Source organism: Bordetella genomosp. 13 (assembly GCF_007679965.1).
Classification (GTDB): Bacteria; Pseudomonadota; Gammaproteobacteria; order Burkholderiales; family Burkholderiaceae_B; genus Bordetella.
Map to the genome: position 1 here is coordinate 891,160 of NZ_VEHL01000001.1, position 19,911 is coordinate 911,070.

Here is a 19,911-nt window from a genome sequence, read left to right on the forward strand (position 1 = left end):
CCAGTCCAGTCAGGGTCGGTAGACCACGCCTTCCAGGTCGTCGTCGGCGAACGCGTCCGACTGCGTGTAGTGCCCGTCGTACGGGCCGACCTTGGTGACTTCCTGGCCGTTGCGCAGCACGATCTGCAAGCCGTGCTCCGGCTCCCAGTCGCAATTGCATTCGAACGACGCATAGACCAGGCCGTCCTTGCTGCGGCGGCCCAGTTCGACCTCGCCGCCGAACTCCACGTGGTTCCACACGTCGGCCGGCGAGGCGATCTCGGGGATGTCCGCATCGTCGCCCCAGGCCTCGCGCATGTCCTGGTAATAGCGGTAGACGTGGTCCTGCGCGGCCTGCATCACAGAGAAGTCGCAGGCCAGCAGGTTCTTCACGGCCCTGTCGTAGTCGTCGGGCCTGTCGTCGTCGTCATAGGCGTCGGCGTACACGCCGAATTCCTGGCCGCCGAGCATCGGCAGCGCAAGCGGCTCGCCGCCCTGCCAGTCGGGCAGATCTTGGTCGGAGGGTTGCATGGCGTTCCTCGAAGGGAAGAGGCAAGCCCGGTCGGGCTCATCGCGCGATGTTAACCGTGGCGCGCGACGGCGAGTGCGCTTTCCGCGGATTCCGCATGCGTGGGATGTGGGCTATGGTTGGCGCTGGATGTCGAGGAGACCGACAGATGCCCAAATTGCTGGCCGGCGGCAATCCGCAGATTGCCAAGGGCGACGGCGACGCACCCGTGCAGGCTTACATCGCCGCCATGCCCGAATGGAAGCGCGACGTCGGCGTACGCCTGGACGCGCTGATCGTGCGCACCGTGCCCGACGTGCGCAAGGCCGTGAAGTGGAACACGCCTTTCTACGGCCTCGAGGGGCAAGGCTGGTTCATCGCGTTCCACTGCTTCGACAAGTACGTGAAGGTGACGTTCTTCAAGGGAACGTCCTTGCAGCCCGTGCCGCCCGGCGAATCGAAAAGCGAGGGCGTGCGCTACCTGGATATCCGGCAGCACGACGCCATCGACGAGGAACGGCTGGCCGGCTGGATACGTCAGGCGTCGCAGCTGCCGGGCTGGACGCCATAGCCCTGCCGGGTTCAACCCGGAATCTCGGGCTCCACCAGCCGCGCCAGCTTCGTCAGCGATTCCTGCCAGCCCAGGTAGCACATCTCCACGGGTATGGCCTCGGGGATCCCCGACTGCTCGACGTGCATCTCGGTGCCGCCGGTCACCGCCTTCAACACCACCGTCACGGTGATCTCGCCCGGCAGGCTGGGATCGTCGAAGCGGTCCGTGTAGCGGATCCGCTCGTTCTGCATCAGTTCCAGGAACTCGCCGCCGAAGCCGTGGCTGTGCCCCGTGCCGAAGTTGCGGAAGGACATCTTGAACGTGCCGCCCACCTTGGCGTCCAGATGGTCGACCTGGCACGTGAAGCCGTAGGGCGGCAGCCATTGTGCGATGGCGTCGGGTTCGAGGAAGGCGCGGTAGACGCGGTCGCGGGTGGCGCGCAGCACGCGGTGCAGGGTGACGGTTCCGGTAGCCATGGTGATTCACCTTTGAGGAAGTGGAGAGTGTATGGGTACGACGATCCGGCGGCGCCCGGATCGACAACGCGACACTCAGGGATAACCCTTGTCGAACGACACGCCGCCAGCCGGTTCTTCCCGTCGTCTCCCGCTTTTCGCTACTGATCGACGCGCCGCGGGCCCGGGCGGGTGACCTTGCCGATCTGCCGGATGCCCACCAGCGCGATACCCGCCATGATGACCGCCACGGAGGCCAGGCCGCCGCGCAGCGTGGACAGGTGCGTGATGGCGCCGATCATCGGCGGGCCGAACAGCATGCCGGCGTAGGCGAACTGCGCCACGCCGGCCACGCCCGCCGCCGGGCTCATCCCGGGCAGGCGCGAGCCGGCCAGGAAGAAGAACGGCATGAAATTGGCCACGCCCAGGCCCATCATGGCGAATCCCGCCAGGCTGGCGATGGGCGTGGGCGCCAGCAGCGCCAGCGACACGCCGGCGAAGCCCAGCCACGCGCCGCCCGCCAGCAGGGTGGACTCGTTGATGCGCCTGCGCAGGAAGTCCGCGCTGAAGCGGCCCGCCGCCATGCCGGTGGAGAACGCGGCATAGCCGTAGCCGCTGCGTTCCAGCGAGGTGCCGGCGACGTCGCGCATGTAGATGGCGGCCCAGTCGTACATCGCGCCTTCGCAGACCAGGCCCAGGAACGCCACCGTGCCCAGCACCCATAGCGCGCGCGGGATACCCGACGTCCTGGCCGGCCCATCGGCGCCGTGTCCCGCATCGTCCGGCGGATCGTCCATCAGGCGGCTGGCGCCCGCCAGCGCGGTGCCCGCCAGCAGCATCGCCGCCAGGGCCGCGTGGGCCTGCAGCGATACGCCCAGCGACAGCAGCGTGCCGCCCAGCGCCGCGCCCGCCATGCCGCCCACGCTGAACATGCCGTGCATGGTCGACATCACGGGCCGGCCCAGATGGGTCTCGACGTGCGCGGCCTGCACGTTCATGGCCACGTCGAACGCGGCCATCGCCATGCCGAACAGCACCAGCACCGCCAGCAGCGCGTAGAACGGCGCGGCGAACGGAATGGCCAGCAGCGTGGCCCCGTAGGCCAGGCCGCTGAGCGTCAGCGCCCGCGCGCTGCCCACGCGCGCCACCCAGTTGCCCACGCGCTTCATGGCCAGCACCGCGCCGCCGGCCACGCACAGCATGGCCACGGACATCATCGCGTCCGATGCGCCGAAAGCGGCCTTGATGGCGGGGATCTGCACGCCCCAGGTGGCGAAGGTGGCGCCGTTCACGAAGAACTGGGCCATGGTGGGGAAGGTGGCGCGGCGGGCGGCGTGGGCCAGGGGTGCTGCAAAGGTCATGGGCGTCGGCGGGATGGAAGGTTCGGCACTATGACATCGTTCGATGCCGGACGCTGGCGGGCTATTCCTTGTTCGCGCGCGCCCGGGCAAGCATGCCTCGTGCCTGTGCGGTCAGGGTGTCCAGGATGCGGTGCAGCGCGGCGCGGTCTTCCGGCGCCAGGCTGTCTTCCAGGGCCTTCTGCCGCTGCCGCGTGCCGCGCAGCCCTTTCTCCAGCACCGCCAACCCCTCGGGCGTCAGCGACACGATGGTGCGGCGCCGGTCGGCCTCGTCGGTGGCCTGCACCAGCAGGCCGGCCTTCTCGGCCTCGAACACCGCGCGGCTGATCTGGCTCTTGTCCAGGTGCGAGAACCGCGCGATCTCGGACGGCGTGACGGGCCCCAGCCGATGAACGGTGATCATGGTGCGCCACTGTCGGCTGCTCAGCCCCAGGTCGGTGCCGACCGAGGCATCGACCACGCGCGCCAGCAGCTGGGCCAGCACGGAGGTCTTGAAGGTGATGAGGTCTTCTATCGGGATGCGTTCGGGCATATATTCTCAGTAGCAACTGTTGCTGTGGCAACCAATTTATTCTAGTATCTCGCCACTATTACACCGACAGGGGAGACAAGGATGCAAGAAACACTCAACCGGACGCGCCGGCGCCTGGCCGCCGCGCTGCTGGCATTGCCGGCGGCCATGGTGGGCATGCACGCGGCCAGCGCTCAGGGCGGCAACTGGCCCGCGCACCCTATCAAGATCGTCGTTCCGCAAGGCCCGGGATCGGGCAGCGACGTGCTGGCCCGGCTCATCGGCCAGTACCTGGGCCAGGCGCTCGGCCAACCGGTGGTGGTGGAGAACAAGGTGGGCGGGGGCGGCGTGATCGGCCACGAGGCCGTGCTGCGGTCCGCCGATGACCACACCTTCGTCTTCAGTTCGACCGCGCCGATGTTCGTGGTGCCCGTGCTGAACACGGCGGCCTCGTACCGCTATGCCGATTTCGTGCCGGTGGCGTCCGTCATGTCCGCGCCCTTCGTCGTGCTGGTGCCCGAGGCCGACGGCGCGCCCGCCAGCTTGAAGGACCTGGTCGCCAGCCTGCGCGCCAGGCCGCAGGCGTATTCCTCGGCGGGCTACGGCACCATGACGCACCTGGTCAGCCAGATGCTGCTGCAGAGCGCCGGCGTCAAGGCCACGCACGTGCCGTACAAGGGCAGCGGCGCCTCGCTGAACGACCTGGTTGGCGGGCAGGTGTCGTTCTCCAGCGACTCGCTGACCGCCTCGATGCCCTTGATCCAGGCCAGGCGCCTGCGTCCGCTGGCCGTGACCGGCGCCGCGCGCGAGAAATCCCTGCCCGACGTGCCCACGCTGGCCGAGGCGGGTTATCCGGACCTGTCGCTGGCCGTGATCGGCGGCCTGTTCGCGCCCAAGGGCACGAGCCCGGCCGCCGTGGACGGCATGGCGGCGGCCATGGCCAAGGTGATGCGCAGCGACGAGGTGCGCCAGCGCTTCGCCACCTTGAATACCGAGGTGCTGGACGTGCCGCGCGCGCAGTTCGCGACCCTGATGGCGCAGGAGCAGGCCCGCTGGGAGGCCGCGGCACGCCAGCTGGAACCCGAGACGCGCCAATGACGGCATCACCGCAGGACCTGCCCAAGGTCGCGTTCGGCAGCGCGGCCCGCGGCGTGCTGGACGGCGTGCGCGTGCTGGACCTGAGCCGCCTGGTGGCCGGCAACATGCTGACGGTGCAACTGGCCGATTTCGGCGCCGACGTCATCAAGGTCGAGCCCGCCGCCGGCGGCGATACGCTGCGCCAGTGGCGCCAGCCGCATGCGGATTGCCCGGAGGGCTACGACGGCTGGTGGCAGGTGTACGGACGCAACAAGCGCAGCCTGGCGCTGAACCTGCGCAGCCCTCGCGCCATCGAGCTGCTGCGGGAGCTGTGCGCCACCTCCGACGTGCTGATCGAGAGTTTCCGCCCCGGCACGCTGGAAGCCATGGGGCTGGCGCCCGACGCCCTGCACCGGCAGAATCCCCGCCTCATCGTCGTGCGCCTGTCCGGCTGGGGCCAGACGGGGCCGTACAAGGACCTGCCGGGTTTCGGCAGCCTGATCGAAGGCTTCTCGGGCTATGCCCTGAAGAGCGTGGACAGGGACGGCGCGCCGGTGCTGCCGGGCATCGCGCTGGCGGACATGGTGACCGGCATGACGGGCGCCTTCGCGGTGATGGCCGCGCTGCGCGAGGTCGAGGTCAACCTGGGGCAGGGACAGGTGATCGACCTGTCGCTGCTCGAACCGATGATGGCCCTGATGGGCCCGGACGTGACGAACTACGCGCGCACCGGCATCAAACCCGAGGCGGGCGTGAAGATCGCGTCGCCGCGCGGGGCGTACCGCTGCGCCGACGGCCAGTGGGTGGCGATGTCCGGTTCCACGGACGCCATGGCGCGCAAGGTTTTCCAGGCCATCGGCCAGGGCGACCTGTACGACGACGCGCGCTACTGCACCAACGCCGCGCGGCTGGCGCACGATGCCGAGATCGACGCCATGATGCAGGACTACATCGGCCGGCTGGATCTGCACGCCTGCCTGGCGCACTTCCGCGCGCACGGCGTCACGGTGGGCCCGGTCTATGACGCAGCCGGCGTGCATGGCGATGCGCACGTGCGCGGACGCGGCGTGTACGTGTCCGCGGACGACGGCAGCGGCGACGGCGAGGTCGTCATGCATGCCGTGTTTCCCCGCCTGAGCGAAACCCCCGGCACCCTGCGCCATCGCGCGCCCCGGCATGCCCAGCACACGCGCGACATCCTGACCGACCTGGGATTGAGCGGCGACCAGATCGATGCGCTGCATGCGCAGGGAGACGTCAAATGCAGATGAACGAATTGCGGTCCTTGCTGTTCCTGCCGGCCGACGCGCCGGCGTTCCTGGCCCGCGCGCACGAGCGCGGCGCGGACGCGGTCATCGTCGATCTGGAGGATTCCATCCTGCCCGAGCGCAAGGACGCGGCCCGCCAGGTGGCCGGCGACGCGGCGCGGTCGCTGGCCGCGCGCGGGCTGCGCGTGCTGCTGCGCGTGAATGCGGATCCCGAGGCGTGGCGCGCCGACCTGGGCAGCGTCGACCTGCGCGACCTGCGCGCGGTGATGCTGCCGAAGGTGGAGTCGGCGACGCAGGTGGCCGCCCTGGCCCAGGCGCTGGACGCGCAGGATGCGCGGGCCGGGATCGCGGCGCTGGTCGAGTCCCCGCTGGGCGTGGTGCGCGCCACCGAGATCGCCCAGGCCTCGCCGCGCCTGTGCGCGCTGGGCTTCGGCGCCGAGGATTACGCGGCGGCGATGTCGATCGCGCCCGAGCCCGAGAACCTGCGCAGCGCGGCGCAATATGTCGCGCTCAATGCCCGCGCGTTCGGCTTGGCGGGCTGGGGCCTTGCCGACAGCATCGCCAACCTGACGGACATGGCGCGCTTCGAGGCCGCGGTGCGCGAGGCCAGGAACCTGGGCTTCACGGGCAGCGTGGCCATCCATCCGAAACAGGTGCCGCTGGTCAACCGGGGCTTCTCGCCCACCGAGGCCGACCTGGAATGGGCGCGCCGGGTGCTGGCCGCGGCGGAAGCAGGACGGCAGCAGGGCAAGGGCGTGGTGCTGCTGGACGGGCGCATGATCGACCAACCTCTGGTCGACCGGGCCAACCGGTGGATGCGGCAGGGCAGGTCGGCCCCGGCGGGTTGAGCGGCTTGCGCCTATCTTGAATGCAGGGCTGGCGCCGCGGCCGGAGGGCCTTGGAAAAGGCCCTCAGCCCAGCACCTGCGGGTTGCGTTGCCACACCGAATAGCAGAGGAAGCCCGCGAAGCTGACCCAGGCCAGGTACGGCAGCAGCAGCACGCCGGCCAGCGGCCGCGCGCGCCAGAAGCCCGCCAGCGTGGCCACGATCAGCACCCACAGCAGCGCGATATCGGCCACCGACAGGGCGCCCAGGTGCCACACGAAGAACAGCCAGCTCCAGATGGCGTTGACGGCCAGCTGCACCAGGAACAATGTGAGAGGCCCGCGCTGGGCGCGCCAGCCGCCTTCGCGCCAGCACAACCACGCGGCGATGCCCATGAGCGCATACAGGGTGGTCCAGACGGGACCGAACACGCCGGCGGGCGGCGCCCACCCGGGCTGGTCCAGGCTGGTGTAGAAGGCGCCGGCCTGCACCGACGCGATGGCGCCGACGGCCGACGCCACGAAGCTGAGCGCCAGCCAGCCGATCAGTCCAGTCACTTGCTGCTTGCGTGTGAAAGCGGTCATGCGGGGCTCCGGGTCGTGGCCGATGAAGGCGTTGCCGCCATCATCGCACGGCCGGAGCCGCGCCGCCGTCAGCTGCGGAAGCTGGGATCGCGGCGATCCAGGTAGCGCAGCATCGCCGGCCATTCCATCTCGCCGAAGGGGCGGCGGGTGGTGGGCTTGTACAGGTGGCAGGTCTTGTCGATGACGGCCTGCGGCGGCGTGGTCAGCTTGACGCCGCCGGCCAGCGCGTCGACCTGCGCCTTGCAGGCCATCTCCAGCCAGTACATGCTGTTGAACGCCTGGGCGATGCTGGCGCTGGCCACCAGCAGCCCGTGGTTGCGCAGGATCATCGCTTCCTTGTCGCCCAGGTCGCGCACCAGCCGGGCGCGCTCGTCCAGGTCCAGCGCCACGCTTTCGTAGTCGTGGTAGGTGATGTCGGCGAAGCGCAGCGCGGTCTGCGTCAGCGGCAGCAGCCCGCACTCCATGGCGGAGACCGCCATGCCGGCGCGGGTGTGCGTGTGGATGACACAGCCCACGTCGTGGCGCGCGCCGTGCACCGCGCTGTGGATCACGTAGCCGGCCTGGTTCACGCCGAACTCGGGATACGGGTTGTGCAGCACGTTGCCTTCGATGTCGATGCGCACCAGGCTGGACGCGGTGATCTCTTCGTACATCATGCCGTACGGGTTGATCAGCAGTTCGTCGTCGGTGCCGGGGATGCGCGCCGTGATGTGGTTGTAGACCAGGTCGCTCATGCCGAACACCGCGATCAGGCGGTAGCAGGCGGCCAGGTCGACGCGCACCTGCCATTCGGAATCGGAAATGCCCAGCGGACGTTCGGGCAGGGGATGCGGTTGGTTCATTGGGATTTGGCTCCTGTTTCTTTTACGAGTTGGCCCCACATGGCGTAGTCCTGTTTCATCATAGTCGCGAATGCGGCCGGGCTCTCGCTCAGGCGTACTTCCGAACCGATGGTGGTCATTTTCTGGCGCACGTCCGGATCCTTCATGACGGCCTGGGTGGTGTCGAACACTTTCTTCACGATGGCGTCGGGCGTGCCCGCGGGCGCGAACAGGCCCAACCATGCGCCCACCTCGAAGCCCGGGAAGCCCTGTTCGGCCACGGTGGGCACGTCGGGCGCCAGGTCGGTGCGCTGGCCCTTGCTGACGGCCAGGGCGCGCAGGCGCTGGCTCTGGATCATGGTGAGTTCCGAGGCCAGCGTGTCGAAGGTCATGTCGACGTTGCCGCCGATGACGTCGGCCTGGCTTTGCGAACTGCCCTTGTACGGCACGTGGGTCAGCTTCATGCCGGTCTTGGATTGCAGCAGCGCCATGATCAGATGGCTGTTGGTGCCCACGCCGGTGCTGGCGTAGGTGAGCTTGCCGGGCTGCGACTTGGCCTGCGTGATCAGTTCCTGCAAGGTTTTCGCCTTGAAGTCGGGGCGCACCACCAGCGCATAGGGCAGCCACGTGGTCTGCGTGATGGGCGCGAAGCTGCGCGCGCTGTCGTAGCCCACGTTGTCGTACATATGCGGGTTGATGCTCATGGGACCGGACGCGCTCAGCAGCAGCGTGTAGCCGTCGGGCGGCATGCGCGAGGCGGTGGCCGCGCCCAGGCTGCCGCCCACGCCCGGCTTGTTCTCGACGATGACGGGCTGGCCCCAGCGCTTGCTGAACTGCTCGGCCAGCAGGCGCGCCACCATGTCGGTCGAGGTGCCGGGCGGGAAGCCGATGTAGACGCTGACCGGCTTCTGCGGCCAGTCGGTATTCGCGTCGGCCGCGTGGGCGGCGGGAAGGGCAATGGCCGTGCATGCCGCCAGCGCGCCGAATGCGCGCAGGGTGAGGCTGCGGAAGGTGTGCATCGTGTCTCCGTTTCTGATGACTATGGCCGGCCCTGCTCTGGGGCCGGGCCTCTAGCCTAGGGGCTGCACGCCGCGCGGGGCTATTAGAAATGCAGAAAGGGAGAGTTAGGCAGAAGCGAAGCAGCCCGCTTGGGCGCCGCCAGGACGGGTACGCGCGGGCGCGCGCCGCCGGCGCCGTGTTCAAGAATGAACGCCTGGCATACAGAAATGGCAGTTCCCAAACAACTTTGTAGATACCACCATGGCGTCTTCGAGAACCGGCCGCAGCGGCCTCATCAGGAATCGACGACATGAACAAGTTGAAGGACAAGGTGGCCATTGTGACGGGCGCATCAAAGGGCATCGGCGCGGGCATCGCCCGTCGACTGGCGGCCGACGGCGCGAAGGTCGTCGTCAACTATGCGTCGAGCAGGAGCGGCGCGGACCAGGTGGTCGCCGACATCGAAGCCGCGGGCGGGCAGGCCGTGGCAATCGGCGCGGACGTCACCGACAGGACGCAGGTCGAGGCGCTGGTCGGCGCCGCCATCGAGAATTTCGGGCGCCTGGACATCGTGGTGAACAATTCCGGGATCTATCAGTTCGCCAAGATCGAAGAGACCACCGAGGCGCTCTATCGCAAGCAGTTCGACATCAATGTTCTCGGCCCGCTGCTGGTCGCCGCCGCCGCCGCGCCGCACCTGGGCAAGGGCGGCAGCATCATCAACATCGGTTCCAACGTGACGAGCGTTCATCCGGCCGAGAGCGCCATCTACACCGGCACGAAGGGCGCGATCGACGCGATCACCGGCGTGCTCGCGCGCGAACTCGGCCCGCGCGGCATCCGCGTCAATGCCGTGAATCCCGGTCTGGTCGAGACCGAAGGCACCCACGCGGCCGGGGCGATGGGGTCGGATTTCCAGACCTGGAATGAAAGCCAGACGCCGCTGGGCCGCATCGGCCAGGTGCGGGACATCGCGCCGATCATCGCCTATCTGGCGTCGGACGATGCCGGCTGGCTGACGGGCGAGATCATCCTGGCGTCGGGCGGCATGCGCTGAGCCGCCTCCAAGCAGGCGTTGCCCGCTCCCGCGTGTCGAGTCGGCAAGATCCGCGCTGCCTCCCCCGTAAAGCTCGATGAACCAAAGAAATCGGCCGCCCGGCCGTGCAAAGCACGACGGGGCGGCCGATGCCAGCCTTGGGCGAAACGGAGGCTTAGAAGTCGACCTGCGCCGACAGCATGACCGTGCGCGGCGCGGCGGCCTGGGCGAACGAGCCACTGGCTATCCAGTAATCCCTGCCCGTGACGTTTTCCACATTGGCGCGGAACACCACCGATCGGCCGAGCACTTCCGTGCGGTAGCGGGCGCCTATGTCGAAGCGCGTCCATGAAGGCAGTTCCAGCGTATTGGCGGCATTGAATGGCGTGGCACCGGTGTGGATCACACGCGCGTTCAATCCCAAGCCTTGCACCCAGGGCGTATCCCAATCGATACCAGCGCTGAAGGCGCGCTTGGGTACGCCATTGGCGTCTTTGCCGTCGTTGACCCCGCCAGCCGTACGTGTCTGCGTGGCGTCATAGAACGTGGCGCTGGCCATCACGCGCAAGCCGGGCATCACTTCGCCAACAGCGGCCAACTCCAGGCCACGGTTGCGCTGCTCGCCGTCCATGCTGACGATCTTGTTCTCCTCGATGGCATTCGGGCGGTCAATCTGGAAGACCGAAATGCTGGTAACGGCCCGGCCCCAGTCCACCTTGATGCCGGCTTCGTATTGCTTGGATTTGAACGGAGGGAAAACTTCGCCTGCGTTATCATTCGGCGGGTTGACGATTGTGCCGCGGGTCAGACCTTCTGTGTAGTTCCCGTAGACGGACACGTTCGACAGAGGCTTGACGACGAAACCAGCTACCGGCGAATTGGCATTTTCGTCATACGAAGAAAGGATGGTGCCATTGGCACTAAAGCTGTCGACCTTTACGTTCTGGTGCCGCAACCCTCCGGTGATCAGAATACGATCATCGAGAAACGAAATCGTGTCGGTGATTGCCAAGCTGGTCAGCTCGGTTTCCGACGTCTTGCGCGGACCGTGGCGCTCACCCGTCATGGGAATCAGCGACACGGGGTTGTAAAGGTTCGACGCAACCGATTGGCTGGCCGGAGCGCTCAGGTAAAAATTGCCTGCTTCTTGATCCAGGCGCGAGCCCGACAAGGTAACCATGTGCTTGAGGCCCAGCGTGTTGAATTTCAGGCGCGTTCCTACCTCACCGGTCTTGTTGCGCGAGTAAGCGTCGTACCAGGCATTGGTGACTCTGAAATTACCATTCATGTCCGGGGCGTTCCCAGCTCGTGCCGATGGGAAGTCCTGTTCGGTCGCATTGTAGTGATAGCCCCCTGCGGCATAGACCATTACATGATCGGATATGTCGTACTCCAGGCGCGTGGCGACTGTAGAGTCGCGGAACATCAGCGCGGCATCCGGATAGGCAATGCGGTGGCCGTCGGGCGCCTTGGGGATGCCGGTGTTGGTCGGGCGGAAGCCGAACTGCGAACGGAAGCCGTCCGTGTCCTCGCGTTGTGCATAGGTGTCCAACGACCAGCGCAGCTTGGGCGAGCGATAGTCCAGCGCCAGCGCGCCGAAGCCGAACTTGCTGTAGCCGCTGTCCAGGTTGGTCTGGCCGTTCTTGTACACGCCGTTGAAGCGGATGCCCCAGGCGTTGTCGGCGCCGAAGCGGCGGCCCACGTCCAGGTGGGTGCCCAGCTGCGACTTGCTTTCGTACGTGCCGGTCACGCGCGTGATCGGATCGTCGGTCGCCTTCTTGGTGACGATGTTGACGCTGCCGCCGATGCCGCCGCTGGGACTGATGCCGTACATCAACGTACCGGGGCCTTTCAGTACCTCGACGCGCTCCATCATCGCTGCGGGCATGCGGTTGTCGGAGGCCAGGCCGTACAGACCGTTGAGGCTCACGTCTTCACCGCCCACTGTGAACCCGCGGATCTGGAACTCCTCGCTGAATCCGCTAGTCGAGGTCAGCGCGCGCACCGACGAGTCGTTGACCAGCACGTCGGACAGCGTGCGCGCCTGCTGGTCTTCCAACAGTTGCGAGGTGAAGTTGACGGTGCTGAACGGCGTGTCCATCACGTCCGACGTGCCCAGCACGCCCAGGCCGCCGCCGCGGGCCACCTGGCCGCCGGCCATGGGCGGCGGCAGGTCGTCGGCGGCGATGCCGGTGACCACGACGGGCGCCAGCGTGGTCGGCTCGGCCGCGTGCGCGCCCAGCGGCAGCGCCAGGGGCGCGGCGGCCAGGGTACCGATGGCGGCTCGGGCGGCCAGGCGGGCCGAAGCCGCGCGGCGCAGGGAACGGAGGGATAGGCGCTTGGGCGCGCGGGGGTCTTTCATCATGGCCTTTCTGTTGTTGTCAGCGGTAAGGGTGAAACGGCCTCGTCCGTCATGAGCGCGCGGGCACGGCGCCGCGACGCCGGGCCGCGGGCGCGGCCCGGCGTTGCCGGACGAGGGGTATGTCTGGGGAACTGCAGGGAGCGGGACGAACCCGCCGGCACCCGCGCCGGGACACATCTCTGGCGGGTGTAAAGAAGAGGAGAAGTACGGTTGCTAATAATAATAGTTATTATTACAGATTGTATGTGAAACCTGTCAAGGCAAAGTCAGGAAGGCGACGGGGGCGTGGCAACCAAGCAACGTTATAGCGTTGCCTTCGCCTATTACGGGGGATTTGCGACATGCGGCGCGCGGGGCCGGGTGCGCCGTGTCCGTCGTGGACGGACAGCGGCGCCGGCCGGTCACCGCCTCGTGCTGCGCGCCCGGTGTACGCCCTTGGGGCGGCCGGGCGGCCCGCGCCTCAATACCCGACCGGGTACCCGTCCTTGCGGTGGTCCGAGGCGGCCAGATAGCCGCCGTCTTCCAGCTTCATGGCCAGCTGGGCACTGCCGAATTCAAGATTGAAGCGCTCGGACACCTCGACCTGATGGCCCGCGGCGCGCAGGAAGTCCACGGTCTCTGCCGGGCAGTTCCATTCGACGGCCACGCCCACGTTGTCGTCCTTCACGCGCCAGCGCGGCGCGTCGCTGGCGGCCTGCGGGTTCTGGCCGAAGTCGGCCAGGCGGCTGACCACCTGCAGGTGGCCCTGCGCCTGCATCGAGCCGCCCATCACGCCGAAGCTCATCAGCGGCTGGCCCTGCTTCATCAGGAAACCGGGGATGATGGTGTGGAAGGGGCGCTTGCCCGGGGCGACCACGTTGGGATGACCCGCGCGCGTGGAGAAGCCCCAGCCGCGGTTGTGCAGCGCGATGCCGGTGCCGGGCACGACCACGCCCGAGCCGAAGCCCTTGAAGTTGGACTGGATGAACGAGACCATGGTGCCGTTCTGGTCGGCCGCGGTCAGGTACACCGTGCCGCCATCGTGCGGATTGCCGGGCCTGGGCGCGCCCGCGCGGCGCGGATCGATCAGTTTGGCGCGCCGCGCCAGGTAGGCCGGATCCAGCAGCTCGGCGCTGGACAGGCGCATGTGATCGGGATCGCCCACATGTTCGTACAGGTCGGCGAAGGCCAGGCGCATGGCCTCGATCTGCAGGTGCATCGTTGCACCCGTATCGGCGCCGCCGGCGGCCAGATCGAAGTTGTCCAGCATGCCCAGCGCCATCAGCGCGCCGATGCCCTGTCCGTTGGGGCCGATCTCGAACAGTTCGACGTCGCGATAGCGCATGCCGATGGGGTCCACCCAATCGGCGCGGTGCGCGGCCAGGTCGGCCTCGGTGATGTCGCCGCCGGTGTTGCGCGCATGCCGGGCGATGGCCGCGGCCAGTTCGCCCTGGTAGAAGCTGTCGCCCTTGCTGCGCGCGATGCTTTCCAGCGTGGCGGCCTGGCCCGGGCAGCGGAAGCGTTCGCCGGGCCGCGGGGCGCGGCCGTTGGGCATGAAGGACTCGGCGTAGCCCGGCTGCTTCGACAGCTTGGCGACCTGCTTGTCCCACTGGCGATGCACGGTGGGCGAGACCAGGTAGCCGTCGCGCGCATAGCGCAGGGCTGGCTCGAACAGGTCCTCGAAGGGCAGCGAGCCGAAGCGCTCCCAGATGGCGCGCCAGCCGGATACGGTGCCGGGCACCGTGACGCTGCCCCAGCCGATGGCGTCCATGCCGTCCATGTGGGCGAAGCGCGAGGTCTCCCAGTTGGCGGGCGCGCGGCCCGAGGCGTTCAGGCCATGCAGCTTGCCCTCGTGCCACACGATGGCGAACATGTCGCCGCCGATGCCGTTCATGCAGGGCTCGACGACGGTCAGCGCGATGGCCGTGGCCAGCGCGGCATCGATGGCGTTGCCGCCGCGCGCGTACATCTGCAGGCCGGCCGCGCTGGCCAGCGGCTGCGAGGTGCTGACGACGTTGTCGGCCAGCACCGGCTGGCGCTGAGAGGGGTAGGGCAGTTGCCAGAAGGGATTGTCGGAAAAGGGCATGGCGTAGGGATCCATGGAAAACGCCCGGCGAGGCCGGGCAGGGGAATGCGAAAGGTGCGGGTTACTTGCCGGCCGTGACGTTCAGCGCCTTGACCTTGGCCAGCCAGAAGGCCTGCTGGTCCAGGATGAACCTGGGCAGGGCCTGCGCGGCGATCTCGCTGGTCTGGAAGCCCTGGGCCTCGATGGCCTTGCTGAAGGCGGCGTTGTCCTTGGTGGCTTCCAGGGCCTTCTGGATGACGGCGATGCGCTCGGGCGGCGTGCCGCGCGGCGCCATCAGCGCGAACAGGTTCTCGGCGTCCAGGCCCTGCATGCCCAGTTCCTTCAGCGTGGGCACTTCGGGCATGGCGGCCAGGCGCTTCTGCGAGGCGACGCCCAGTACCTGCAGGCGGCCGGCCTGCTTGTGCGGCAGCGTGCTGGCCACGCTGTCGAACATGAACGCCGACGAGCCCTCGATCACTTCGGGGATGGCCTGGCCGCTGCCCTTGTACGGGATCTGCAGCGCGTCCACGCCGGCCTGTTCCTTGAAGATCTCGCCTTCCAGGTTGGACAGCGTTCCCGCGCCCATGGTGGCGTAGTTGTACTTGCCCGGCGCCTGCTTCAGGTAGTGCACCAGGCTGGCGTAGTCCTTCAGGCCGAGCTTGGTCGGCGTGACCAGGATGTGCGGCGCGCTGGCGATGGCGCCCACCGCGTCGAAGTCGCCGTCCAGCGAGACCTGCGCCTTGCCGTTGATGGCCTCGTTGATGGAGTTGGACATCACCGACGAGATGTACAGCGTGTAGCCGTCGGGCTCGGCGCGCGCGCCGGCCTGCATGCCGATCAGGCCGCCAGCGCCGGGCCGGTTGACGATGACGATGGACTGGCCCAGCGCCTGGCCCATTTCCTTGCCCAGTTCGCGCGCCAGCACGTCGGTGGCGCCGCCCGGCGGAAAGGACAGGATGATCTGGATGGCGCGGTCCGGAAAGCCGGCCGCCTGCGCCAGCGTGGCGCCGGCCGAGAAGGCCAGGACGAAGGCGGCGCGTGCCACGCGTCCTGTGAGTGCGCGCAGGCCGGGCGCGCCGCCGTGATGAGCCTTGGATGTCATGTGTTCCCCTTGCTGTAGGTCGATGGTGCGGCCCGGCAGAGTCGTGTGCTTGCCTTCAGGGCCGTCTCGGACGATTCTATGTATTGCCATTTGCGCAAGCAATAACAATAATTCGCACGCAGATTGCCTTTTTTAGAATCTGACGGATGCCACCATGCTCAGTACCGCCCATCGCTATTTCCTGCAGGTCGTGCGATACGGCAGCGTCAAGAACGCCGCCGTGTCGCTGCATGTGGCGCCCTCGGCGGTCAGCCGGCAGATCGCCAAGCTGGAGCACCAGTGCGGCGCGGCGCTGTTCGAGCGCCGGCCGCAGGGCATGGTGCTGACGGGCGCAGGCGAACTGCTGGCCAGCCATGCGCGCCGCATGGCTATCGATACCGAGCAGGCCATGCGCGAGATCCGCAACCTGCACCGGGCCGAGCTGACCACCATCCGCATCGGCTCGAACGAGGCCGTGGCGCGCAACCTGCTGCCCGCCATCGTCGGCGGCTTCCGCCAGGACGGCCCCGACGCGGAATTCCAGGTGCACGTGGCCTCGCCGGGCGTGGTGGCGCAGAAGGTGCGCGACGGTGGCCTGGACGTGGGGCTGGCCTTCAGCCTGCATCCGGGCGGCGCGCGGGTGCGCCACGAGATCGCGTCGCCGCTGCGCGCCATCATGGCGCCGCATCATCCGTTGGCGGCGCTGTCCTCGATCACCATCGGCGACCTGCGCCCGCATCCGGTGGGGCTGACGGATTCGGGCTTCACGGCGCGGCTGCTGTTCGATCATTTCGCGGAGGGCGAGGGCCAGCACATCCGACTGACGTACTCCAGCAATTCGTCGTCGGTGATCCGCGCGCTTGTCGAGGCGGGCGACGCGGTGACGCTGGCGGGCGAGCTGCCGCTGGCCGACGCGCTGGCCGCGGGCACGCTGGTGGCGCGTCCGATGGCCCTGCCGGCCTTCGAGGCGCGCTATCTGCAGGTGCTGGCGGGATCGGGGCTGCCGGACACGACCGAACGCTTCGTGCAGCGCCTGGCGCGCGAGCTGGACGCGACGGCGGCTCGCATGGCCAGGCAGCCGCGCTGAGTCCGCCTGCCGCGCGTCTCGATCCGCATGCGAGGATAATGCAGGGCTGAAGTCGCTACACCCAAGCAGGATTCCATGACCGACATCTTCCATTTCGAGGCGGGCACCGCGCCGCTGCTCATCTCCATTCCCCATCTGGGCAGCCTGATTCCCGAGACGCAAAAGCCGGCGATGACCGAGCTGGCGCTGCGCTCGGGCGACACCGACTGGCACCTGGACCGCCTGTACGCCTTCGGCCGCGCGCTGGGCGCGTCGTTCCTGTGGGCGCGCTACTCCCGCTACGCCGTCGACCTGAACCGGCCGCCCAACGACGAGAGCCTGTATCCCGGCCAGGCCAAGACCGGCCTGTGCCCCACGCATACCTTCGATGGCCAGCCGCTGTACCGCGACGGGCGCGAGGCCATCGCGGTGGACGAGCGCGATGCGCGCCGCGATGCCTATTGGCAGCCCTATCACGCGCAGCTGCGCGCCGAGATCGACCGTCTGCGCGCCGCGCACGGCAAGGTGCTGCTGTGGGAGGCGCATTCCATCGCCAGCGTCATTCCGCGCCTGTTCGAGGGCAAGCTGCCCGACCTGAACATCGGCACCTCCGCCGGCGCGAGTTGCGCGCCGGCCATGGAAGCCGCCATCCGCGCGCAACTGGACGCGTGCGACGACTACACCTGGGCGATCAACGGCCGCTTCAAGGGCGGCTACATCACGCGCCACTACGGCGCACCGCAGCAGGGCGTGCATGCGATCCAGCTGGAGATGTGCCAGTCGACCTACATGGACGAACGGCATCCATACGGCTGGCGCGAAGAGCAGGCCAGCCGCGTGGCGCCGGTGGTGGAACGCCTGGTGCGCGCGGCGTTCGAGCAGCTGTAGAGGCAGGCAGGACGCTGCATCCAGGCCGTTGGAGACGTGGCGGCCGCCGTGCTGGCGGACGTCGTGGAGAGACAGGGGCCGCCGCGATGATCGCGGCGGCCCCTGCCGTTTTCAGCGCTCAACGGCGATGCGGATTGTTGGGATGGTGGTCGTGGCGGTTCGGCACGCCGTCGCGGTCGTGGTCCCAGCCGCCCTTCGCATAGGCCCACCGGTTGCCGTCCTGATGCCAGGCTGGCGCGCGGTACACGTAGCCCGGCCGTTGGCGCAGCCACACGCCTTGTGTCCAGACGTGGCGATTGCGATGCCATTCCCAATGGCCCGGAGCCCACACATAACCGGCGCGCGGCGGCGGCACCACTTCGACGCGGGGCGGCGGCGGCGCCACGCCGATGGTGACGGAAACCTGTGCCTGCGCGGCCGATGGCGCGACGAGCGTGCCCAGCGAGACGGCGGCGGCCGCGGCGGCGGCCATGGCGAAGTTGCGGTAGCGGTTCATGTCAGGATCCTCCTGGAAAAGCGGCCCGGCGACTGCCTGGGGCGGTTGCCTTGGGGGCGCGATTTGATTATCTAGGGAAGATGCTGACTGCCGGATTACGCCGGCAGGGGCCGGATTTCAGCGTGTTTCGCAGGCTGGGTCATGCGATTTCAGCGCATTTCAGGCGTGGATGATCGCGCCGCGCATGCGGTGGCGTGCGCACTACCGCGACGTTGCGATGTGATTGGCGCATCAACGGTTGATGGCTCAAGCAGCGTACAGTTCGCAAGACTTGTGCGGGTTGCGATACCTCCGACGCCCCTGCGTTACGCGCAGTGACCTAACCTTTGCGTATGGGGCGCCCTCATCACCATGTATGGCTGGCTATTCGGTCCCGCATGCCGCAGAATCGGGCCAGTGGCCAAACCACGATGATGGAGGTGGTGTATGCAGAAAAAGATAGGGCCGATGTTGGGGGCCATGATGATCGTGGCGATGTGCCAGGCGCAGGCCGGCACGGCGGAACAATCCGAGTGGAACGGCGCGCGCGCATCGGCGGTCGCGTTGCCTTGCGCGGGGGCATCGCAAGTGGCGATGGCCACGCCGGTGAACGACGAAGCGGCCGGGCAGTCGCCGCATGTGTACGACACGCTGGAGCGCCTGGTGGAAAGCGGCCAGATCGTGAACCTGCGCCATACGATGACGGGCGCCGACCTGTGGCTGGCCGAGCCCGCCGGCAAGCCGCAATGCGCGCCGGGCAGCCATGCGCGCCGGGGCAAGTGCGCGTCCTGATTTCCTGACGTCCCGAACGCAAAACGCGCACGCATGGCTTTGGCCGGCGTGCGCGTTCTTCATGGCGGCGGCATCGGCCGCCTTTATTTTTTCTGCAGTTCCGGCATCTGCAGCAATTGGGCCTGGGTCTTCAGCACGGCGTCTTCCATGGCGCGCCGGCCCGACAGGCCGAAGTTCTTGATGAACTCGTCGTATTCGGCCTTGCCTTCGCCTTCGGCCTTGATGATGCCCAGTTGTCTGTTGTCGCGGTCGGCCACGGTGGTCGTGAGCTGCACGTTGAAGACCGTAGGCGGCCAAGTGAACGGGCTGGGCGACGACGAGTTGGTCACCATCGACGGCGTGAGCACGACATCCGCGTCCTGCGCTCCGGCGGCCGGCGCCTGTTTCAGGCGGCTGACGCTGCTGAACACGTTCGACAGCATCTTGTAGAAAGCGGTCTCGATATCCTTGTACGGCTGGTAGCTGACCTTGTCGCCGCCGCCGCCCGGCGTGGTAACCGTGCGGGCCAGGTCTTCCGGCGAAATGTAGTAGGCCGCCGTGGCGTTGATGCGCGTCGTGCCGGCGGGGGCGGTGATGCTGGTCACTTCGGGGCTTACGTCGATCTTGTGCGCGCAACCGGCAACCAATGCCAGGGCGGCGGCCATGCTGGCCCAGCGGATTATTTTGATCATGGTGGGTTTCATTTCAGGGCGTCGAGAAAGGCTTGGTCGTTGAAAAGCGTGGAAATCAGTTTCCTGACCATGTCGGGATAGGCGGCGATCGCATTCGGAACCGCGACCGCGCCCATGAATGAGGTGCGCCATACCGTTTCGGTCGACTTCACCTGGTCATAGCGGACCTGTCCCGCATTGGTCACGATGAAGCGCGCCTCCATGCTGCCCGCGCCGCGGGGAAAAGTATCCACGTTGTTTTTCAGCAGGACGCCCGAGATATCCACTTGCGATGCGGGATCGTAGCGATCGGCCAGCTTCAGTTCCTGCGTGACCGCCTCGGCCAGGTAGCCGGCGAAGGAGTCCTGGTACGGAGACGTCATGCTGGCGCCGCGCATGCCGATGGGATACCGGTTCTCGTTCGAGGGTTCGTTCTTGAATTCCGAAACCTTCGCCTTGAAATCGCCCGCTTTCTTGAGCGTTTCGACGTTGTCGACGGAAGGCTGGTAATTGGGCGCGCTCATCGAGCAGCCGCACAATGACGAAACCAACAAGGTTATTGCCGCGATTTTCTTCATG

21 protein-coding genes are annotated in these 19,911 nt (G+C 67.7%); 8 read left to right on the top strand and 13 right to left on the bottom strand.

Annotation, left to right across the window (positions count from 1 at the left end; genetic code table 11):
• Window positions 1-9 precede the first annotated feature (9 nt).
• Complete coding sequence (locus tag FS845_RS04125) at window positions 10-510, bottom strand: DUF6985 domain-containing protein (RefSeq protein WP_144630839.1); 501 nt, start codon at window positions 508-510, stop codon at window positions 10-12.
• A gap of 146 nt (window positions 511-656) precedes the next feature.
• On the opposite strand from FS845_RS04125, the gene FS845_RS04130 reads away from it, so the two are divergent.
• Complete coding sequence (locus FS845_RS04130) at window positions 657-1,058, top strand: DUF1801 domain-containing protein (protein WP_260986137.1); 402 nt, start codon at window positions 657-659, stop codon at window positions 1,056-1,058.
• An 11-nt stretch (window positions 1,059-1,069) separates the two neighbouring features.
• On the opposite strand, the gene FS845_RS04135 is transcribed toward FS845_RS04130, so the two are convergent.
• The 3 genes from FS845_RS04135 to FS845_RS04145 form a co-directional block, all read right to left on the bottom strand.
• Window positions 1,070-1,516, bottom strand: coding sequence for an SRPBCC family protein (locus FS845_RS04135; protein WP_144630840.1), 447 nt, complete (start codon window positions 1,514-1,516; stop codon window positions 1,070-1,072).
• Between the two features lie 140 nt (window positions 1,517-1,656).
• Complete coding sequence (locus FS845_RS04140) at window positions 1,657-2,856, bottom strand: MFS transporter (protein ID WP_260986138.1); 1,200 nt, start codon at window positions 2,854-2,856, stop codon at window positions 1,657-1,659.
• Between the two features lie 61 nt (window positions 2,857-2,917).
• On the bottom strand, window positions 2,918-3,385 hold the full coding sequence (locus tag FS845_RS04145) for a MarR family winged helix-turn-helix transcriptional regulator (RefSeq protein WP_144630841.1): 468 nt from the start codon (window positions 3,383-3,385) through the stop codon (window positions 2,918-2,920).
• A gap of 81 nt (window positions 3,386-3,466) precedes the next feature.
• Here FS845_RS04145 and FS845_RS04150 point away from each other — a divergent pair, with 81 nt between their 5' ends.
• Genes FS845_RS04150 through FS845_RS04160 form a run of 3 tightly spaced genes read left to right on the top strand, consistent with a single transcriptional unit; the run spans window position 3,467 to window position 6,557 of the window.
• A complete protein-coding gene (locus FS845_RS04150) occupies window positions 3,467-4,462 on the top strand; it encodes a tripartite tricarboxylate transporter substrate binding protein (protein ID WP_144630842.1) in 996 nt (331 codons plus the stop codon).
• Window positions 4,459-5,712: a CaiB/BaiF CoA transferase family protein gene (locus FS845_RS04155; protein WP_144630843.1), complete on the top strand. Its 1,254-nt coding sequence runs from the start codon at window positions 4,459-4,461 to the stop codon at window positions 5,710-5,712. Before FS845_RS04150 ends, FS845_RS04155 begins: the two co-directional genes overlap by 4 nt.
• Entirely contained in the window at window positions 5,703-6,557 is an 855-nt protein-coding gene (locus tag FS845_RS04160) for an HpcH/HpaI aldolase/citrate lyase family protein (RefSeq protein ID WP_144630844.1), read from the top strand. The genes FS845_RS04155 and FS845_RS04160 overlap by 10 nt, the downstream gene beginning before the upstream one ends.
• 63 nt (window positions 6,558-6,620) lie before the next feature.
• On the opposite strand, the gene FS845_RS04165 is transcribed toward FS845_RS04160, so the two are convergent.
• From FS845_RS04165 to FS845_RS04175, 3 genes are all read right to left on the bottom strand, one after another.
• Window positions 6,621-7,118 (bottom strand): TspO/MBR family protein, encoded by a 498-nt coding sequence (locus tag FS845_RS04165; RefSeq protein WP_144630845.1) that lies wholly within the window; start codon window positions 7,116-7,118, stop codon window positions 6,621-6,623.
• A gap of 68 nt (window positions 7,119-7,186) precedes the next feature.
• Entirely contained in the window at window positions 7,187-7,960 is a 774-nt protein-coding gene (locus FS845_RS04170; protein ID WP_144630846.1) for a class II aldolase/adducin family protein, read from the bottom strand.
• On the bottom strand, window positions 7,957-8,958 hold the full coding sequence (locus tag FS845_RS04175) for a Bug family tripartite tricarboxylate transporter substrate binding protein (RefSeq protein WP_144630847.1): 1,002 nt from the start codon (window positions 8,956-8,958) through the stop codon (window positions 7,957-7,959). Before FS845_RS04175 ends, FS845_RS04170 begins: the two co-directional genes overlap by 4 nt.
• A gap of 290 nt (window positions 8,959-9,248) precedes the next feature.
• Between FS845_RS04175 and FS845_RS04180 the strand changes: the two genes are divergently transcribed.
• Window positions 9,249-9,995, top strand: coding sequence for a glucose 1-dehydrogenase (locus tag FS845_RS04180; RefSeq protein WP_144630848.1), 747 nt, complete (start codon window positions 9,249-9,251; stop codon window positions 9,993-9,995).
• A gap of 154 nt (window positions 9,996-10,149) precedes the next feature.
• Here FS845_RS04180 and FS845_RS04185 read toward each other — a convergent pair whose 3' ends face one another.
• The 3 genes from FS845_RS04185 to FS845_RS04195 all read right to left on the bottom strand — a co-directional run bounded on the left by FS845_RS04185 (window position 10,150) and on the right by FS845_RS04195 (window position 15,482).
• Entirely contained in the window at window positions 10,150-12,339 is a 2,190-nt protein-coding gene (locus FS845_RS04185) for a TonB-dependent receptor (protein ID WP_260986139.1), read from the bottom strand.
• 457 nt (window positions 12,340-12,796) lie between these two features.
• Window positions 12,797-14,401, bottom strand: coding sequence for a gamma-glutamyltransferase family protein (locus FS845_RS04190; protein ID WP_144630849.1), 1,605 nt, complete (start codon window positions 14,399-14,401; stop codon window positions 12,797-12,799).
• A gap of 61 nt (window positions 14,402-14,462) precedes the next feature.
• On the bottom strand, window positions 14,463-15,482 hold the full coding sequence (locus FS845_RS04195; RefSeq protein ID WP_186332147.1) for a Bug family tripartite tricarboxylate transporter substrate binding protein: 1,020 nt from the start codon (window positions 15,480-15,482) through the stop codon (window positions 14,463-14,465).
• Between the two features lie 154 nt (window positions 15,483-15,636).
• Between FS845_RS04195 and FS845_RS04200 the strand changes: the two genes are divergently transcribed.
• Both FS845_RS04200 and hutG read left to right on the top strand, forming a co-directional pair.
• A complete protein-coding gene (locus FS845_RS04200) occupies window positions 15,637-16,548 on the top strand; it encodes a LysR family transcriptional regulator (RefSeq protein WP_144630851.1) in 912 nt (303 codons plus the stop codon).
• Window positions 16,549-16,623: 75 nt separating this feature from the next.
• Window positions 16,624-17,415: an N-formylglutamate deformylase gene (hutG, locus tag FS845_RS04205; protein ID WP_144630852.1), complete on the top strand. Its 792-nt coding sequence runs from the start codon at window positions 16,624-16,626 to the stop codon at window positions 17,413-17,415.
• A gap of 118 nt (window positions 17,416-17,533) precedes the next feature.
• Here hutG and FS845_RS04210 read toward each other — a convergent pair whose 3' ends face one another.
• Window positions 17,534-17,911 carry a YXWGXW repeat-containing protein gene (locus FS845_RS04210; RefSeq protein ID WP_144630853.1) on the bottom strand — a complete coding sequence of 126 codons (378 nt, stop codon included), beginning with the start codon at window positions 17,909-17,911 and terminating at the stop codon, window positions 17,534-17,536.
• Between the two features lie 426 nt (window positions 17,912-18,337).
• Between FS845_RS04210 and FS845_RS04215 the strand changes: the two genes are divergently transcribed.
• Window positions 18,338-18,682 (top strand): hypothetical protein, encoded by a 345-nt coding sequence (locus FS845_RS04215; RefSeq protein WP_144630854.1) that lies wholly within the window; start codon window positions 18,338-18,340, stop codon window positions 18,680-18,682.
• Between the two features lie 83 nt (window positions 18,683-18,765).
• On the opposite strand, the gene FS845_RS04220 is transcribed toward FS845_RS04215, so the two are convergent.
• Both FS845_RS04220 and FS845_RS04225 read right to left on the bottom strand, forming a co-directional pair.
• Window positions 18,766-19,353, bottom strand: a complete 588-nt coding sequence (locus FS845_RS04220; RefSeq protein ID WP_144630855.1) for a hypothetical protein — start codon at window positions 19,351-19,353, stop codon at window positions 18,766-18,768.
• A gap of 8 nt (window positions 19,354-19,361) precedes the next feature.
• The gene (locus FS845_RS04225; protein ID WP_144630856.1) at window positions 19,362-19,910 is read right to left on the bottom strand and encodes a hypothetical protein; all 549 of its coding nucleotides are present in this window, start codon (window positions 19,908-19,910) and stop codon (window positions 19,362-19,364) included.
• Window position 19,911: the final 1 nt, after the last annotated feature.

What these genes read in the sequence shown, in the direction of transcription:
- FS845_RS04125 (WP_144630839.1), bottom strand. Translation starts at nt 510, where the DNA reads ATGCAACCCTCCGACCAAGATCTGCCCGACTGGCAGGGCGGCGAGCCG.
- FS845_RS04130 (WP_260986137.1), top strand. Translation starts at nt 657, where the DNA reads ATGCCCAAATTGCTGGCCGGCGGCAATCCGCAGATTGCCAAGGGCGAC.
- FS845_RS04135 (WP_144630840.1), bottom strand. Translation starts at nt 1,516, where the DNA reads ATGGCTACCGGAACCGTCACCCTGCACCGCGTGCTGCGCGCCACCCGC.
- FS845_RS04140 (WP_260986138.1), bottom strand. Translation starts at nt 2,856, where the DNA reads ATGACCTTTGCAGCACCCCTGGCCCACGCCGCCCGCCGCGCCACCTTC.
- FS845_RS04145 (WP_144630841.1), bottom strand. Translation starts at nt 3,385, where the DNA reads ATGCCCGAACGCATCCCGATAGAAGACCTCATCACCTTCAAGACCTCC.
- FS845_RS04150 (WP_144630842.1), top strand. Translation starts at nt 3,467, where the DNA reads ATGCAAGAAACACTCAACCGGACGCGCCGGCGCCTGGCCGCCGCGCTG.
- FS845_RS04155 (WP_144630843.1), top strand. Translation starts at nt 4,459, where the DNA reads ATGACGGCATCACCGCAGGACCTGCCCAAGGTCGCGTTCGGCAGCGCG.
- FS845_RS04160 (WP_144630844.1), top strand. Translation starts at nt 5,703, where the DNA reads ATGCAGATGAACGAATTGCGGTCCTTGCTGTTCCTGCCGGCCGACGCG.
- FS845_RS04165 (WP_144630845.1), bottom strand. Translation starts at nt 7,118, where the DNA reads ATGACCGCTTTCACACGCAAGCAGCAAGTGACTGGACTGATCGGCTGG.
- FS845_RS04170 (WP_144630846.1), bottom strand. Translation starts at nt 7,960, where the DNA reads ATGAACCAACCGCATCCCCTGCCCGAACGTCCGCTGGGCATTTCCGAT.
- FS845_RS04175 (WP_144630847.1), bottom strand. Translation starts at nt 8,958, where the DNA reads ATGCACACCTTCCGCAGCCTCACCCTGCGCGCATTCGGCGCGCTGGCG.
- FS845_RS04180 (WP_144630848.1), top strand. Translation starts at nt 9,249, where the DNA reads ATGAACAAGTTGAAGGACAAGGTGGCCATTGTGACGGGCGCATCAAAG.
- FS845_RS04185 (WP_260986139.1), bottom strand. Translation starts at nt 12,339, where the DNA reads ATGATGAAAGACCCCCGCGCGCCCAAGCGCCTATCCCTCCGTTCCCTG.
- FS845_RS04190 (WP_144630849.1), bottom strand. Translation starts at nt 14,401, where the DNA reads ATGCCCTTTTCCGACAATCCCTTCTGGCAACTGCCCTACCCCTCTCAG.
- FS845_RS04195 (WP_186332147.1), bottom strand. Translation starts at nt 15,482, where the DNA reads ATGACATCCAAGGCTCATCACGGCGGCGCGCCCGGCCTGCGCGCACTC.
- FS845_RS04200 (WP_144630851.1), top strand. Translation starts at nt 15,637, where the DNA reads ATGCTCAGTACCGCCCATCGCTATTTCCTGCAGGTCGTGCGATACGGC.
- hutG (WP_144630852.1), top strand. Translation starts at nt 16,624, where the DNA reads ATGACCGACATCTTCCATTTCGAGGCGGGCACCGCGCCGCTGCTCATC.
- FS845_RS04210 (WP_144630853.1), bottom strand. Translation starts at nt 17,911, where the DNA reads ATGAACCGCTACCGCAACTTCGCCATGGCCGCCGCCGCGGCCGCCGCC.
- FS845_RS04215 (WP_144630854.1), top strand. Translation starts at nt 18,338, where the DNA reads ATGCAGAAAAAGATAGGGCCGATGTTGGGGGCCATGATGATCGTGGCG.
- FS845_RS04220 (WP_144630855.1), bottom strand. Translation starts at nt 19,353, where the DNA reads ATGATCAAAATAATCCGCTGGGCCAGCATGGCCGCCGCCCTGGCATTG.
- FS845_RS04225 (WP_144630856.1), bottom strand. Translation starts at nt 19,910, where the DNA reads ATGAAGAAAATCGCGGCAATAACCTTGTTGGTTTCGTCATTGTGCGGC.